The organism is Chryseobacterium sp. VD8, assembly GCF_037149975.1.
Classification (GTDB): Bacteria; Bacteroidota; Bacteroidia; order Flavobacteriales; family Weeksellaceae; genus Chryseobacterium; species Chryseobacterium indicum.
The window spans coordinates 1-15,992 of record NZ_JBBCQL010000094.1; the positions used below are offsets into that span (position 1 = coordinate 1).

Here is a 15,992-nt window from a genome sequence, read left to right on the forward strand (position 1 = left end):
AAGTTCCCGGAATTTCAGAAGAAGAATTCCAGAAATATGCAAAAATTGCGGAAGAAGGCTGTCCTGTAAGTGCAGCATTCAATTTCGAAATTACTTTGGAAGCTACTTTGGCGAAGTAAGAGTTTGAACGATTAAGATTTTAGTTAAGAAGTTAAGACTATTAAGCTCTTGACATAAATTATTTAAAATCCTGATATCAAAATTAATAGGAACGGGCTTTAGCCCGTTTTTCATTCAAAAAATAAACCATAAGGCTTTAGCCAAAACTTAAAAAACCTGAGATTCAACTTAATTAACCTCAGTTCAGGATAAGAAATGAAATTTAAACAATTGATTTATAGCATTATATTAATTTATCGCAAAGAAAAACAAAATTTTTTTTTACTTATTGAAAGTTTGCAAGCTAAACAAAGGCACTTCGTTTATTTAAAAAACACAAAAATGGTATTACTTTGATAAGTTTTACGCCTTTGTATATCTTAAAAGCTGAATTCCTGATAATTGAATCTCCTTGTTTAACCTTGCGTTTAAGAAGATTTATCCCGAACTCACGTTAGTTAAAAAGTTAAGACTATTAAGCTCTTCACGTAAATTATTTAAAATCTTAATATCAACATGAATAGGAACGGGCTTCAGCCCGTTTTTTCATTGAAAAAATAAACCATAAGGCTTTAGCCAAAATTTAAAAAATAAAATATTCAACTTAATTAATCTAAACTTCTTAAATAAAATCTTAATGGTTTAATATAGACGGATACATTTAATCTTATTATAAAATATACCGATTGGTATATTTTTGTATCTTTGCAGGAATTCAGCATAAAAATGTCAAAAGCAGAAAAGACAAAACAATTCATCATTGAGCAAACCGCCTCTTTGTTTAATACCAAAGGCTATACCTCTACATCCCTTTCGGACATTACAAAAGCGACGGGTTTAACCAAAGGAAGCATTTACGGAAATTTTGAAAACAGAGATAAAGTAGCTCTAGAAGCATATCAGTTCAACGCAGGTGTTCTGAAGAAAAATCTGCAAAGGTCATTTGGTGAAGAATATCCTACCATGACTTCAAAATTATATGCTTTTATCGCATTTTACAGAAAAAACTGGAAAATTGTCTTCCAAAACGGCGGATGCCCGCTAATGAATGCAGCGACAGAATGTAGTGACTCCTTTCCGGAACTGAGAAAAAAAGTACGACATTCGTTTGAAGACTGGATAAAAACCATCTCAAATATTATCATTGAGGGGCAAAAAAGCGGAGAATTCAAGCCTGAAATTAACGCGGAGGAATTTGCCTCATTATTGGTGATGATGATTGAAGGCGGAATTCTTTTATCCAAAACCACAGAAGACGAAAAATATCTCAATCTCGCTTTAGACAGGATTTTAGAGGTTATCGACAAAGAAATTAAACAAAATATCTCATAATTCATATGGATAAATTACAAATATTAAAATCACTCATCGGAAAAGAGTTTACAGAATCTCCTTCACCCTTTATGAAATGGCTGAATCCTGTTGTTCTTTCGGCAGAAGAAGGACAATTGGAGTTCCAATATAAAGTAAGGCAGGAATGGCTGAACCCGATGGGAAATCTTCATGGCGGGGTTACCGCAGCCATTTTTGATGATGTTATCGGAGCCACCATGTTCTCGTTAAACGAAAAAAACTTTATCGTAACCATAAATAACAGCATCGATTATTTTTCAACAGCAAAAGAAAATGATAATATTGTAGCTGAAACGAAAATCATCAAAAGAGGAAAGCAGTTTGTAAACGCAGAGTGCGAAATCTGGAATGCAGATAAAACGCGCCTTATTGCAAGAGGAACCTCTAATTTATTCAAAGTCAGCAATTAAATGAAAAGAGTTGTCATTACAGGACTTGGCGCAGTAACGCCTTTAGGAAATAATGTTGAAGAATTCTGGAACAACAGCATCAACGGTGTTAGCGGAGCCAACAAAATCACTCACTTCGATACAGAAAAATTTAAAGTTCATTTTGCCTGTGAGGTTAAAAATTTTGATCCGAAAGTTCATTTAACACATAACGAAATCAAAAGAAGCGATCTTTTTTCCCAATACGCGATGTATTCCACGGCGGAAGCTTTAAAAGATTCCGGATTGGAGCTTGAAAAAATGGATCCTTTCGACACCGGCGTAATCTGGGGAACCGGACAGGGCGGAATGTGGACTTTCGAGAGTGAAGTGATGGAATTTACCAAAGGAGACGGAACGCCAAGATTCAATCCTTTCTTTGTACCTAAATTTATCGCCAACATGGCTTCAGGAATGATTTCAATGAAATTCGGACTTCAGGGAATCAATTACACAACAATTTCAGCGTGTGCAACCGGAAATACTGCTTTGATGGATGCTTTTAACTACATCAGATTAGGAAAAGCCAAAGTGATTGTGAGCGGTGGTTCTGAAGCCGCAATTACTCCTGCCTCAGTCGGTGGTTTCTCTATTATGAAAGCCATGTCTACAAGAAATGATGATTTTGCCACCGCAAGCCGCCCTTATGATGCAGAACGAGATGGTTTTGTGATGGGAGAAGGCGCAGGAGCCTTAATTCTTGAGGAATACGAACACGCTAAAGCAAGAGGCGCAAAAATTTACGCAGAATTGGTGGGAGCTGCGATGACAGCAGATGCGTATCACATGACAGCACCTCATCCCGATGGAGTCGGAGCCATTAAAGCGATGCAGCTTGCTTTACAGGAAGCAGGAATCAACACCGAAGATATTGATTATGTTAATCCTCATGCCACTTCTACTCCAATGGGAGATTTGGTTGAATTAAACGGGATCAATAAATTGTTTAAAGGAAGTAAAAATCTTGACATTAGTGCTACAAAATCCATGACAGGGCATTTGTTGGGAGCAGCCGGAGCTGCGGAAGCCATTCTTTCAATCAAAGCGATAGAAAACGGAATTATTCCGCCAACGATTAATCTTCAAATGATTGATGACAATATTCCTAAAGACCTGAATATTGTTTTTGGAGAAGCGAAAGAAAAGAATATCAATTATGCGCTAAGTAATGCTTTTGGTTTCGGAGGACATAATGCCACGTTGATTTTTAAAAAGTTTTCTTAAGCTTTTTGAATAAATCTCTGAAAGATTGAGCAGATAAAATAATTCTGTATCATCCGCTCTCAATCAACGAAAAATAGTAATTCAATAGATTCTTTCCTCGTCAGAATGACAACTATAATGGGGAAATTTAATACAATAAAAAAAGCAGTCAAATCCGACTGCTTTTCTGTTATACTTTCAACCACTCCGATTTGGAAAGGTAATTCTCATCCGGATAATAAATAAAAAGAAGATTTCTTCCTTTAATGGTATTAATGATCGGTTTTGTTAAATCTCTCGGAACAGCGGGACACCCCCAACTTCTGCCGATTCTTTTGTGCATGGCGGCAAATTCTTCGCTTACATAATCTGCTCCATGCATAACGATGGCTCTTCTGTAGGCTGCATCATTAAATCCTTTGTCCATTCCAAGTAATCTGAGAGAATAGCCGTTGTCGCCGTCATACGTTGCATCCGTGATATAAAATCCTAAGCTGCTCTGCAACGAACTTTCCGTGTTAGAAAAATTCGTAGCAAATTCTTCGCCTGTATTTTTTCCGTGTGCCACCAATGAATTAAACAATACTTTTTTCTCATTCATGTCAATTACCCAAAGTCTTTTTGTGTTCGAAGACATAGAAAAATCGCATACCGTAAGTAAATGCGAATCCCCGTTAAGCAAACCTGCTTTCTTCATATTTTCAAAACCTGTTACTGCTTTGAAAAAAACCTCCTCATTAAGTTCGTGTCCCTGCTCGAAAACAATAGATTTGTATAATTCTTCTGATGAACTTACTGCTTTTTCTGCAGATTTCTCAGATTTCGTGTCGGCTAATCTTACAATTTTTGTTGTACTGATTTCATTCTTTTCGATTGCCTTTTTTGGAGACAAATAGAATGAAGTAGTAACGATGTAAGCTGCACCTAATAAGCTATACAATGCTTTCATTCACTATTTCACTATTATGTTAAATCCAATTGAGTCAGCAAATGTATAAAACATAATTAGGGTAAGCGCAATAACTCCACAAAGTTTAACGCAATTTAAGAAATTTTAACTACCAGATAATGAGCTACTTCTTATTTTATTATATAGATATTCAATTTCATCCCAATATTCTTCATTGATGTCTTTATATACCATATAAACCCATTCAAAAGCCAGTAAATCTAAAGGTTTTTTTGATTCTATCCACTCTATAATACTATTTATAGTTATCCTTTCATCAAACGCAAACCATTCGCCTGCAGGAAGCAGCAAATTTGAAAAAAGTACAGGAAAAACTTCATACTTATTAATTTTTTTCACCTCATCAAAAGTATACGAGCTTTGGGATATTGTGGTAGCTATATATTTTAAATGAAAATCCTGTTTTAATTCCGTATCCAAATACAGATCAGATAATGCAATCCAAATAGGTTTCCGTTCATCAAAATTAATAACTTCTTTCATAGCTCATCATAATATTATTTTTCAGAATCTGCAACAAATTCCAGACTTATGGAATTCATACAGTAGCGTAATCCCGTTGGTTGAGGGCCATCATCTAAAACGTGTCCTAAGTGGGAATCGCATCTTTTACAGAGTACTTCTACCCTTTCCATTCCATAGGTCGTATCTCTTTTGTAATACACTCCTTCTTTATCTGCTTCAAAAAAACTTGGCCAGCCACAACTGCTCGAAAATTTTGAAGTGGATCGGAATAAATGGTTTCCGCACACCGCACAGTAATATTCTCCCAATTCATCAAATTCATTGTATTTTCCGGTAAATGGTCTTTCCGTTGAGGCTTCTCTGGCAATGGCATACAAATCCGGAGGTAGGATTTTTCTCCATTCTTCATTGGAAATATCGAGTTTTGAAGTATCAGTTCTGGAGTAGTATAGATTGTTTTTTGCTTGGTTTTCCATAGAATTTTAAATATTTTTATAACAGAGACAAAATTTAAGCCGTAAAAACAATGATTCCGAGAAATCAGAAGTATAAATTACTAATTTTTACAGCAAAATTTATCCTTGAAAATTCACAACCAAATTTACTAAATTTGAGCATATGAATGATGAAGCCAAAAGAAAACAGCTCAGAAAATACAAAACATTTGCCACAGGATTATTTGTGTTAATGGCAGTTCTGTTTATCGGGACTACCCTATTGCAAAAAACCATAGACTCGCACTGGATAGGTTACGTTCGTGCCTTTTCCGAGGCGGCAATGGTGGGAGCTTTGGCAGACTGGTTTGCCGTAACAGCCCTTTTCCGCCATCCGCTCGGATTACCGATTCCGCACACCAATCTTATTGAAAACAGCAAACAGAAACTGGGAGACAATCTGGGAAATTTTGTCGTAACCAATTTTCTTTCTCCGGAAAACATCAGACCTTATATCCAGAAATTAAAAATCTCGAATTTTGTGGGAGAATGGCTCGGAAAAGAAAAAAATCAGGATGTTTTGCTTAAAAACCTTTCGGATATTGTTCTGGATATTTTAAATAAACTCGATGATTCTGAAGTAAGCCGTTTTATCAGCAACAAAGTGTCTGAAATGACAGATACTATCAAACTGAACGCCATTTTAGGCAACGGAATTAATTATCTTTTGGACAAAAACGACCATCAGAGAATCATTACCAATCTTTCTTCACAGATTAAAAATTATATTTCTGAAAATGACGAAATGATTAAAGACCGCGTGAAAAAAGGGAGCTATACGTTTATCCCGGCTTTTGTGGATAATAAAATTGCTGATAAAATTACCTCCGGACTTTCTGACTTTTTCAAAGAGATTGAGCAAGATCCGAACCACGAAATACGAAATCTGATCACCCAGAAAATCTATGATTTCTCCACCGAACTTAAACAGGATCCGAAATGGGAAGAGGAATTTAAAAACATTAAAAATGATCTACTCAAAAATGACAAGCTGAATGAATATTCCAATGACATCTGGATTTCCATTAAAAATACATTAACGAAAGAACTTCAGGACGATGAATCTTCATTAAAAAAGTATCTGTCTAAAAATCTGAATGAATTTTCACAGAATTTAAAAAACGACGAAGTTCTTCAGAAAAAAATTGATGACTGGGTTCGTGTTACCGCTTACAAATATATTCTAAAAAATACCCATCAATTTGGAAACCTCATCAGTTCTACCGTCGGAAACTGGCAGGGAAAAGAATTAAGCGAAAAGCTGGAACTGGAAGTAGGGAAAGATCTTCAGTTCATCCGTGTGAACGGAACTATTGTCGGTGGTTTGGTGGGGCTGATAATTTATACGATTGCACATTTTTTCCTTTAAAATCATAAAAAAAGAGCTCAGGAGAACTCTTTTTTATTTTCAGAAATTTCTACAAATTATACAGAGAGGCGACTTGCTCTCGTCAAAATTTCCATATTAATATCATTAATCAATTCCGGACCTTCATAGATGAAACCTGTGTACAACTGAACCAAAGTCGCTCCTGCATCAAGTTTTTCAAGCGCATCTTTTGCAGAATGAATTCCGCCAACTCCAATGATCGGGAACGCTCTGTTGCTTTTATCAGAAAGATATTTGATCATTTTTGTGCTTCTTTCACGAATCGGTTTTCCGCTAAGACCACCGTTTCCGATTTCCGCTAAAACTTCAGGTGACGTTTTCAGACCTTCTCTGTTCACTGATGTATTGGAAACTACAATTCCGTCGATTTTTGTTTCTGCAATCAGTTCAATAATTTCATCTAATTGATTGTTGTTCAGATCCGGAGCAATTTTCAGGAGAATTGGTTTTTGTACAGATTTCGACTGGTTGATTTTTTTCACTTCCGTAATCAGTTCACGAAGATATTCTACATCTTCCAGTTTGGCGTGGCTTCCAACATTCGGACAGCTTACATTCAGCACAAAATAATCTACGTAAGGATGAAGCCCTTCAAAACAATCCAAATAATCCTGAGTGTAATTCTCGGGAGATGTATTTGTATTTTTTCCGATGTTGCCACCAATGATAATTTTCCCTTTGTTTCCTTTCAGTTTTTCAATCGCTGCTTCTAAACCGTCGTTGTTGAAGCCCATTCGGTTGATAATTCCGCCATCTTCAATTAAACGGAACAGTCTTTTCTTAGGATTCCCCGCCTGAGCTTTCGGCGTTACGGTTCCAATTTCCACAAATCCAAAACCAAGATCTCCCAATTCATTGAACAAAACTGCATTTTTATCGAACCCGGCTGCCAAACCAACAGGATTTTTAAATTTCAACCCAAAAACTTCTCTTTCCAGACGTTTATCCTGAATAGGTTTTGGAAAAAATAGTTTGGTAAGAAATCCGAAATTTTTAAGCATCGAAAAAGTAAAATGGTGTACTTCTTCAGGATCGAATTTAAAAAGAATCGGGCGAATAAGCGATTTGTACATTGAAAAAAAGTTTTACAAAAGTACTCATTTTAAAATTAACGTTCGGTTAATATATGATATTTTATGGAAAAAGGTATTATCAATGGTATCTATAAAAATAAATATCTCATTGGCAAATCAATGGATAATTTTTGACGTAAAGTTTCAATTTTCTATGTTCTAGTATAAAGTGAGCAAAGAGGAATCAACGAGTTGATTTGATGAAGCAATTTAGTTATTCGGTAAAATATAAACCTCATAGGTTTTTAAAAACCTATGAGGTTTGAATGAGTTCTAATAGATTTACAACAACAAGAAAGAGCCAGAATAATAGCTGTAAAAGTTAAGAATATGTACTCAAATCAAAATTCAAAATCTCCCCTACTTTTTTGAAATCATCATCAATAGTCGCATTTACAGTAATTCTTTCGTTAGAAACCGGATGATTAAATGTCAGTTGATGAGCGTGAAGTGTCATTTTGTTGATATCAAATGTCTGAAGCCACAATTTATTCTGTTTATTGCAGCCATGTTTTCGGCATCCTAAAATGGGATGTAAAATGTGTTTAAAATGTTTTCTCAGTTGATGAAATCGTCCCGTTTCAGGGATGGCTTCCACCAAGCAATATCTGGAAGTCTGATGCTTTAAAAAAGGCAAATCGATTTCGGAAGTCTGTAAACGACGGTAATACGTAATTGCATTTTGTTTGACTTCATTTTCGTTAACCAAATCATAATCAATTGTTTCCTCTTCTTTTGTCCAGCCTCGAAGAATGGCAATGTATTTCTTTTCAACCCGTTTTTCCTCAAACTGAGTACTCATGATTCTCAGCGTTTCTTTATCTAAAGTAAACAGCAAAACACCCGAAGTTTTCCGGTCTAAACGATGGACAGGATACACTTTTTGTCCAATCTGCTTTCTCAATTCCTGAATCGCATACGTATCGGCTTCTCCCGAATAAAAAGATTTATGAACCAACAATCCGCTGGGTTTGTTGATGGCAATAAGATGTTCGTCGCGATAAAGAATTTCTAACATCAGGCAAAAGTAGAAGATTTATATTTATTCTTCAAACTTAAGATATGTATTAAAAAACGGCAGCATCTGATTTTCAATTCTTCCGTTTTCTTTGCTTACTTCGCTTCCGTGCGTTCCTATGTATTCTTCAGCTTCATGTTTTATACCGAGCATTTCCAGTGTTTTGCTGAAATTCAGGCAGCTTGGCGGAATGTGTTTCAGCTCGTCGTTTCTACCCCAGTCGAATTTTATGGCTTTTAATTTTTTCAGATTTTCATATTGTGAAAAAGGCAGTTCTGAAGTGGAATTCCTGTTCATTTCGTCTAAAATGGCTGAATTAATCCTTACATTTTCACCTTCAAAAGAAAATGGAAGATCTGCAAAAAAGGGAGCTTTATTTTTATTTCCGTTGTAAGCTCTTGCGATGGCAAAGACAATATTTAACCTTGCATTTTCAGGTTTGGATACATCCTGAATGTTTTTAATTTGATCAGCATTTTTATAGAGTTTCATTTCTGAAAGTGCAAAAAAACGGGCGTCTAAAATTCCGGGTGACAGTGCATACACAGAAGAAAAAACTTCAGGATGAAGGATTGCATTTCTTAACGCTCCGTTTCCACCCATAGAATGTCCTGAAATTCCGCGGCTGCCTTTATTTGCTATTGTTCTGTAATTTTTATCAATAAAATCGACCAGCTCAACAGACGTAAAACCTGACCAGTTTCCTGAAGATTTTGAATTGGCGTAAAAACTTCCTTTAAAAACGGTGCTTTCATCAGGCATAACAACGATAACAGGTTTTATCTTTTTTGAATAAATCGCACGATCAAAAATATGATTGATCTTATCGTTGCTCACCAGCAAACTGTCGCTCCAGAAAAACCGTGTAAAAAATAAATAACGGGATATCTTTTGGAGGATTTTTCATAATCCGGCGGAAGATAAACGGTTACTCTTCGCTTAGGATTTTCTCCGGCGCTATTCTGTAATGTTTTAGCAGTAATATAGGTTGTAACGATCTTTCCCTCTGAAATTTTCTGCGCAAAAAACAAATGACTTACCAAAAGAAAAATAACAATTAATAATCCTGATTTTTTCATGATTCAATTTTGATAAAGCAAATTACGATAAATTGTCTCTAATTAAGACAATAATAATTAAAATGATTTCATTCATCTGATATTGAAAAAAATTAACATTTTAAATTCTTTTGATAAAAGAGAGAATCTTTATTTTCGCGCAAATTTTTAATCATGAAAAAGCTATTATTTACTTTACTGCTTAGTATTTTTCCATTAATTTCTTTTGCCCAGAATTCAGATTCACTGAAGTTGGGGAAATCCAACAGGGAATTTTTCATCAAAGGGGATCAGAAATTCAAATTTTCCGAGTATAAAAAGGTATTTACCAATCCTGAAGCGCTGAACTATATGAAGAAAGCGAACACCAACAGTACGGTTTCTCAGATTTTCGGAGCGATTGGCGGTGGTTTTATCGGTTTCGGATTAGCAAAACAGATATTACGCACCAAAACAGCTTATCACAATGGCGTAGCTTACGAAGTAAAAGATAAAAGCGGCTGGGGATTGGTAGGAATCGGAGCAGGATTTGTGGGAATCGGGATTCCTTTTGCAATCAGTTCCGGAAAAAATCTCAAGAAAGCTGTGGATACACAAAACCAGAATCCGGAAGGAGGAGAGGCAAAAACCGCTTCTTACAGGCTAGACATCACAGGAAACAGCATCGGATTATCCTACAATTTCTAAAATATACAAGAGCAGTTTTTACAACTGCTTTTTTTATGCTGTTCTTAGTAGTCCTGATTGAACGGCATGTCTGAGCTCTTTTTCTGGTTTCAGCGCGGCGGCTCCGCCGCGCTGAAACCAGAAAAAAGCGAGTAGTGAAAGCAGGTTCCCGACTCCTGAAATTTAAAAATGTAAATATTTGCTGTCTATTGACGGCTTTTTTTATTGAATTTCATGGAATTGGGATTCAAATTCATATTTTTGCACTTTCAGACGTTAAAAAATTATGGCAAAGCAAGAAGATGTTTTCAAGAAAGTGATTTCTCACGCTAAAGAATATGGTTTTATTTTCCCTTCGAGTGAGATCTACGATGGTTTATCCGCAGTTTATGATTATGGACAAAACGGAGCCGAGTTAAAAAATAATATCAAGCAATACTGGTGGAAAGCGATGGTACAGCTTAACGAAAATATTGTGGGTATTGATTCGGCGATCCTTATGCACCCAACAACATGGAAGGCTTCGGGGCACGTAGACGCTTTCAACGATCCATTGATTGATAATAAGGATTCTAAGAAACGTTTCAGAGCAGACGTTTTGGTGGAAGATTACTGTGCGAAAATTGAAGATAAGGAGAATAAGGAGATTGAAAAAGCAGCGAAAAGATTCGGTGAGGCTTTTGATAAAGAACAGTTTGTGGCAACAAATCCAAAAGTTTTGGAATACAGAGCCAAAAGAGAAGCGATTCTTTCCAGACTGGCAAAATCTTTGGAAAATGAAGATCTTGCTGATGTAAAAGCGTTAATTGAAGAACTGGAAATTGCTGATCCTGATACCGGTTCTAAAAACTGGACGGAGGTAAGACAGTTCAACCTGATGTTTGGGACTAAATTAGGGGCTTCTGCAGATTCTGCAATGGATCTTTATTTAAGACCGGAAACTGCGCAGGGAATTTTCGTTAATTTCCTGAATGTACAGAAAACATCCCGTCATAAACTGCCTTTCGGTATTGCACAGATCGGAAAAGCGTTCAGAAACGAGATTGTTGCAAGACAGTTTATCTTCAGAATGCGTGAATTCGAACAGATGGAAATGCAGTTTTTCGTTGCTCCGGGAACAGAATTGGAATTCTACGAGCTGTGGAAGCAAAAACGTCTGAACTGGCATTTGGCTTTAGGTTTAGGTGACGAAAATTACAGATTCCACGACCATGAAAAACTGGCTCACTACGCAAATGCTGCCGCGGATATTGAATTCAATTTCCCTTTTGGTTTCAAAGAACTGGAAGGTATTCACTCAAGAACGGATTTCGATTTAAAAGCGCATGAAGAATTTTCAGGCAGAAAACTTCAGTTCTTCGATCCTGAAAGAAACGAAAATTATGTTCCTTATGTAGTGGAAACTTCGGTTGGTTTAGACCGATTGTTCTTAGCTTTATTCTCTCATTGCTTAAGAGATGAAGTTTTGGAAGATGGTTCCGAAAGAACGGTTTTATCTTTACCTCCGGCTTTAGCACCAATTAAAGCAGCGATTCTTCCGTTAATGAAGAAAGACGGATTGGCAGAATATGCAGAACAGATTTTCAACGATCTGAAATATGATTTCAATTTATTCTACGAAGAAAAAGATGCGATCGGAAAACGTTACAGAAGACAGGATGCGATTGGTACTCCTTACTGTATCACGATCGACCACGATTCTTTAACCGATCATACCGTGACGATAAGAGACAGAGACACGATGGAGCAGGAAAGAGTTCCGGTTTCTGAGTTAAGAAGAATTATCGACGAAAAGACAAGTTTCAGAAATTTACTTTCTAAAATATAGACCGAAAGCCTTGAGAAATCAGGGCTTTTATTTTTTTAAGAACATATCCCCGAATTTGCTATTTTTGAAATTCAAATTTTAACCATGAAAAAATTAACCCTTTTGGTTTTTGGTCTTATTCAGACAATTGCATATTCTCAGACTCAGGATCTGGCTTCTTTAGCATCGGGAAAAAATGTGGGAATGAATGCGCTGTTTGACACCAAAGACAATCTTTACGGCTATGTTTCTATCTATGCCTACGGAAAAACAGACAATAAAAAACAGAAATTCGAATACGTTATTTTAGATAAAAACCTGAATCCGGTGGCGAATAAGGAATTTGAAGCGGGACTTCTGGTTTCCAATTATTTCGGATATGTGGATTTTAAAGGGCAGATTATTCTTCAGCCTTCGGACATCAATTATCTTCAGGCTTTTTCCAAAGATGCAGCGGCTCCCGTTTCTATGGTCATAGATCCTAAGACCAATACAGTAAAGCCTAAAGTGTATTACGATTATCAGGAAGACGGAACGTTTAAAGAAATCTCACAGCCCAAAACTTTTAAAGAAGAAAGAAAAGAAAACCGCGCCGAGAAGAAAGAGAAAGGCTACAATTATGTTTCTGCGGTAGGAGAAATTAAGGAAGGCGGTTATCTGGCTTTAGAATACAACGATTACGGAAAATACATCAATAAAAACAGCCTGATTAAATTCGACGATAACAAGAAAGAGATCTGGCGATACAGCTACAATACAAACGGAGATAAAAAAGTCTTTTCGGATCTTACTATTTTGGAAAAGGACGAAAACCGCATCTACGGAATCCTGAGAAAGGTGAATGATGACGACAAAACTTTTTCTCTTCTGGTGATTGATATGAAAACCGGAAAAGAGCTTTCTAACAAACCGATAACGGGACTTTCGCCGGAAACCATTTACAATATTGATGCTTTAAGCGGAATTGATAATGACAAAACTTTTGACGATAAAGTAGTTTTGCTGGGAAGAAATTATATTTCCAAAGAGAACAGAGGCTTTGCAAGATTTATTCTTGATAAAAACAATTATAATGTAGATCTGAAAACCATCAGCTACAAACCGGATCTTTCCAACCACATTCCAAAACTGAGCGCAGACGGAGGCGTAGAAAACGGCTATTATCTTCAGACGAAGGATGCGTATTTTATGAGCGATGGCAGTGTGGGAATCCTTTCGGAGAAATTCAAACCTGCAGGACAATACAATGCTCCGAAAACCACCGATCTGGTTTACATCAACACCGATAAAGATTTTAAGGTAAAAGATGTACAGGTTTTTGAAAAAGAAAAATCCAAGTGGGTAAACAGCGATTATCTTTTTTCTCAATATCTGAATGACGGAAAAGACGTTGTCTTTTTCTTCCGCGATTATCAGAAAGATCAGGTAACCAAAGAAAAGAAGTGGAATCTTTTCATCAATACGATTATTGACGGAAAATTCAAGCAGGAAGTTGTTCCTATTTCAGAAAAAGATAATTATGTGGTAACGCCGTATGTAGCGAAAGAAGGTTATATTCTGCTGCGTGAATTCAATGAAAAAGAAAAATTCAATAAAATCCGTCTGGAAAGACTGAATTATTAAGAGTTGATTTAAATTTTATACTAAATTAAGAATCCTGACCTTCGGTCAGGATTCTGTCGTTTGATAATAATCTGCAATATTTTTAATTTCATCGAGACTGAGGTTCCACATAAAGTTCAGGAACTGCTGATAGCTTTCACTTTGATTTTTGGGATCTACACGATCTAAATATCGATTTAAATTGTAGTTTTTTCTCGCTTCATAAATCTTGGCAAAACATTTTCCGAGCCAGTTTTTATAATACTTTTCCTCTTCATTATCCTGCAAAAACTGAAGACCTGCATAAATTCCGACTCCGTAATCTTCAGAGTGATAAAAATTGGGCAAAGTTTCCATTCTTGCGATTTTTTCTACCGTAGAATAAGAATCGGAAGGTTTTTCATCCGGAACATCATTTTTAAGTTCAGGAAACAATTTTTTAAGGTTATTGATTCTTAAAACCATTTCAGGATGAGATTTCAGAGAATCTTTATTCAGTTTTTCTTTGAAATGATTGTAATTATACAGAGAAAAATCTTCTTTTTTCAGCCATTTGTCTTTAAACTCCTGTTTGGGAAGGTTAAAGTATTTTTTATAAGTTTCCACTTTCAGCTCTCTTGGCGAAATGGTATCGAAATCTTCCAGTCTTTTCAGAGCATTAACGTATTCAGTTTTCTTAAAATCACTATTTTTAAAAACCACATATCCTAAAGAATCCGCCTGCATTTCCTGCTTTCTGTTTTCAGCCCCTTTTCTGTAGATTCTGTTTTTCATCACATCAAAAGCCCTCTGATTACGGTTTTCCTTTGTCGATTTAATATCCTGAACCACCATTTTGTCCATTTTATCCTGTTCGATCATGCTCAGAAAAGTTTTCAGCGTATGCTCGGAAATTTTATGTCCTAATTCATGGGAAATTACAGCAGCAAGCTGATCGTCATTATTCAGCCAATTGAAAAGCCCCATATTGATGACGAAAGTTCCGTCTGCAAAACAGTATGCATTCGGAGTATTGTCCTTAGCGATAAGGATTTTTAAATTTTGCGGAATCTGGGAATTGTTTTTTCTTAACCGTTCGATAAGATTTTTAACCTTTGCATCAAACACAGAATTGAAAGCAAAATCTTTTTCCTTTACTTTTTTTTCAAATTCTTTGTCGAATTCTTTATAAATTTTAGAAAGCTCATTGCCCGTCTTTCCCGGATAATCGGATCTGCTTTTTTTGCTTAAACTTTCAGTATTCGCCGTAAAATTTTTCAGAAATTCTTTTCTCTGGACGTAATCTGCCGTATCGAGCGGTTTATACATCTGTCCGAAAATGGTGATAATGAAATGGATAAGAAATAGGGAAATTAGTTTTTTCATCATTTTAGTTCAATAATCACAAAAATAAATCATTTCGTTTCATGTTTTCAAATTTATTTTAAATTTGTTTAAGATCAATTGCTATGACAATTCTTATTTATTTTGTGACATTTATTGTCATTGCCGTACTTCTCTTTTATGTTTTGGGATATGGTTATATTTTCAACGGAATATCCAAAACCTATTTAAGAGGAAAGCTCAGTGCCAATATTGATGACGGAACCTTGTTTTCCGGTAACCTCATCGCTACAGAATCTCCTGAACTTTGGGAAGAATCTCCCGAATACAATAAAAAGCAATTACCGAAAAATATCGTTGAAGATTTAACAAAATCCAATACCGCATCTTTTATTGTGGTAAAAAACGGAAAACTGCTTCACGAACAGTATTGGAACGGCTACAATCAGCTGTCGAAAACCAATTCTTTCTCCATGGCAAAAGCGGTTACGGTAATGCTTTTGGGCAAAGCGCTGGAAGAGGGAAAAATTAAAAGTCTTGATGATAAGTTTTCGGATTATTTTGAGGAATTTAAAAATAAAAATTTTGCTAAAAATTTAACGTTAAAACATCTGGCTCAGATGGAATCCGGACTGGACTGGGATGAAAATTACAAAAATCCTTTTCTGCCCAATGCGAAAGCTTATTATGGGAAAAATTTAATGAACGCCACTTTTTCAAGGAAATTTAAAGAAAATCCGGGGGAAAGATTTGAATATCAGAGCGGTTCCACGCAGCTTTTAGGGTTTGTCATTAAAAAAGCTGTCGGACAGTCTTTGGCAAGTTATTTATCCGAAAAATTCTGGATTCCGATGGGAATGGAACAAAATGCAACATGGAGCACGGACGAAAACGGAATGGAGAAAACGTATTGCTGCATTCATTCCAACTCCAGAGATTTTGCAAAACTGGGACAATTATTTCTTAACGACGGAAAAGTTGGGGATAAGCAAATTTTAAATCCGGACTTCATCAATACAATGCGGACTCCGACTAAAAATTCT

At 35.9% G+C, this 15,992-nt stretch carries 16 protein-coding genes; 8 read left to right on the top strand and 8 right to left on the bottom strand.

The features are described from left to right. Positions 1-825 precede the first annotated feature (825 nt). From WFK35_RS11810 to fabF, 3 genes are read left to right on the top strand one after another with little or no spacing between them, the layout of a single operon-like run. The gene (locus tag WFK35_RS11810; RefSeq protein ID WP_336732777.1) at positions 826-1,431 is read left to right on the top strand and encodes a TetR/AcrR family transcriptional regulator; all 606 of its coding nucleotides are present in this window, start codon (positions 826-828) and stop codon (positions 1,429-1,431) included. A 5-nt stretch (positions 1,432-1,436) separates the two neighbouring features. Beyond that, positions 1,437-1,862 (top strand): PaaI family thioesterase, encoded by a 426-nt coding sequence (locus tag WFK35_RS11815; RefSeq protein WP_336732778.1) that lies wholly within the window; start codon positions 1,437-1,439, stop codon positions 1,860-1,862. Beyond that, positions 1,863-3,104, top strand: a complete 1,242-nt coding sequence (gene fabF, locus WFK35_RS11820) for a beta-ketoacyl-ACP synthase II (protein WP_336732779.1) — start codon at positions 1,863-1,865, stop codon at positions 3,102-3,104. Between the two features lie 169 nt (positions 3,105-3,273). Here the strand turns inward: fabF and WFK35_RS11825 are convergent, their stop codons facing one another. The 3 genes from WFK35_RS11825 to msrB form a co-directional block, all read right to left on the bottom strand. After that, positions 3,274-4,032 (bottom strand): murein L,D-transpeptidase catalytic domain family protein, encoded by a 759-nt coding sequence (locus WFK35_RS11825; protein ID WP_336732780.1) that lies wholly within the window; start codon positions 4,030-4,032, stop codon positions 3,274-3,276. 105 nt (positions 4,033-4,137) lie between these two features. Then, positions 4,138-4,536: a DUF7079 family protein gene (locus WFK35_RS11830; protein WP_336732781.1), complete on the bottom strand. Its 399-nt coding sequence runs from the start codon at positions 4,534-4,536 to the stop codon at positions 4,138-4,140. Between the two features lie 14 nt (positions 4,537-4,550). Next, positions 4,551-4,994, bottom strand: coding sequence for a peptide-methionine (R)-S-oxide reductase MsrB (gene msrB, locus WFK35_RS11835; protein WP_336732782.1), 444 nt, complete (start codon positions 4,992-4,994; stop codon positions 4,551-4,553). 142 nt (positions 4,995-5,136) lie between these two features. Between msrB and WFK35_RS11840 the strand changes: the two genes are divergently transcribed. Then, the gene (locus tag WFK35_RS11840) at positions 5,137-6,381 is read left to right on the top strand and encodes a DUF445 domain-containing protein (RefSeq protein ID WP_336732783.1); all 1,245 of its coding nucleotides are present in this window, start codon (positions 5,137-5,139) and stop codon (positions 6,379-6,381) included. A 56-nt stretch (positions 6,382-6,437) separates the two neighbouring features. Here WFK35_RS11840 and WFK35_RS11845 read toward each other — a convergent pair whose 3' ends face one another. From WFK35_RS11845 to WFK35_RS11860, 4 genes are all read right to left on the bottom strand, one after another. Beyond that, positions 6,438-7,475 (bottom strand): quinone-dependent dihydroorotate dehydrogenase, encoded by a 1,038-nt coding sequence (locus WFK35_RS11845; RefSeq protein ID WP_336732784.1) that lies wholly within the window; start codon positions 7,473-7,475, stop codon positions 6,438-6,440. Between the two features lie 322 nt (positions 7,476-7,797). Further along, positions 7,798-8,493, bottom strand: a complete 696-nt coding sequence (locus WFK35_RS11850; protein WP_336732785.1) for a pseudouridine synthase — start codon at positions 8,491-8,493, stop codon at positions 7,798-7,800. Positions 8,494-8,517: 24 nt separating this feature from the next. Then, entirely contained in the window at positions 8,518-9,330 is an 813-nt protein-coding gene (locus tag WFK35_RS11855) for an alpha/beta hydrolase (protein ID WP_336732786.1), read from the bottom strand. Further along, complete coding sequence (locus WFK35_RS11860) at positions 9,327-9,572, bottom strand: alpha/beta hydrolase-fold protein (RefSeq protein ID WP_336732787.1); 246 nt, start codon at positions 9,570-9,572, stop codon at positions 9,327-9,329. Before WFK35_RS11860 ends, WFK35_RS11855 begins: the two co-directional genes overlap by 4 nt. A 153-nt stretch (positions 9,573-9,725) precedes the next feature. On the opposite strand from WFK35_RS11860, the gene WFK35_RS11865 reads away from it, so the two are divergent. The 3 genes from WFK35_RS11865 (at position 9,726) to WFK35_RS11875 (ending at position 13,647) form a co-directional block, all read left to right on the top strand. Continuing rightward, entirely contained in the window at positions 9,726-10,238 is a 513-nt protein-coding gene (locus tag WFK35_RS11865; protein WP_336732788.1) for a hypothetical protein, read from the top strand. 265 nt (positions 10,239-10,503) lie between these two features. Next, a complete protein-coding gene (locus tag WFK35_RS11870) occupies positions 10,504-12,045 on the top strand; it encodes a glycine--tRNA ligase (RefSeq protein WP_336732789.1) in 1,542 nt (513 codons plus the stop codon). Positions 12,046-12,129: 84 nt separating this feature from the next. Continuing rightward, positions 12,130-13,647 (top strand): hypothetical protein, encoded by a 1,518-nt coding sequence (locus tag WFK35_RS11875; RefSeq protein ID WP_336732790.1) that lies wholly within the window; start codon positions 12,130-12,132, stop codon positions 13,645-13,647. A gap of 45 nt (positions 13,648-13,692) precedes the next feature. On the opposite strand, the gene WFK35_RS11880 is transcribed toward WFK35_RS11875, so the two are convergent. After that, entirely contained in the window at positions 13,693-14,991 is a 1,299-nt protein-coding gene (locus WFK35_RS11880) for a M48 family metalloprotease (RefSeq protein WP_336732791.1), read from the bottom strand. Between the two features lie 83 nt (positions 14,992-15,074). Between WFK35_RS11880 and WFK35_RS11885 the strand changes: the two genes are divergently transcribed. Beyond that, positions 15,075-15,992, top strand: a 918-nt coding sequence (locus WFK35_RS11885; protein WP_336732792.1) for a serine hydrolase domain-containing protein, incomplete at its 3' end; no start/stop codon positions are given.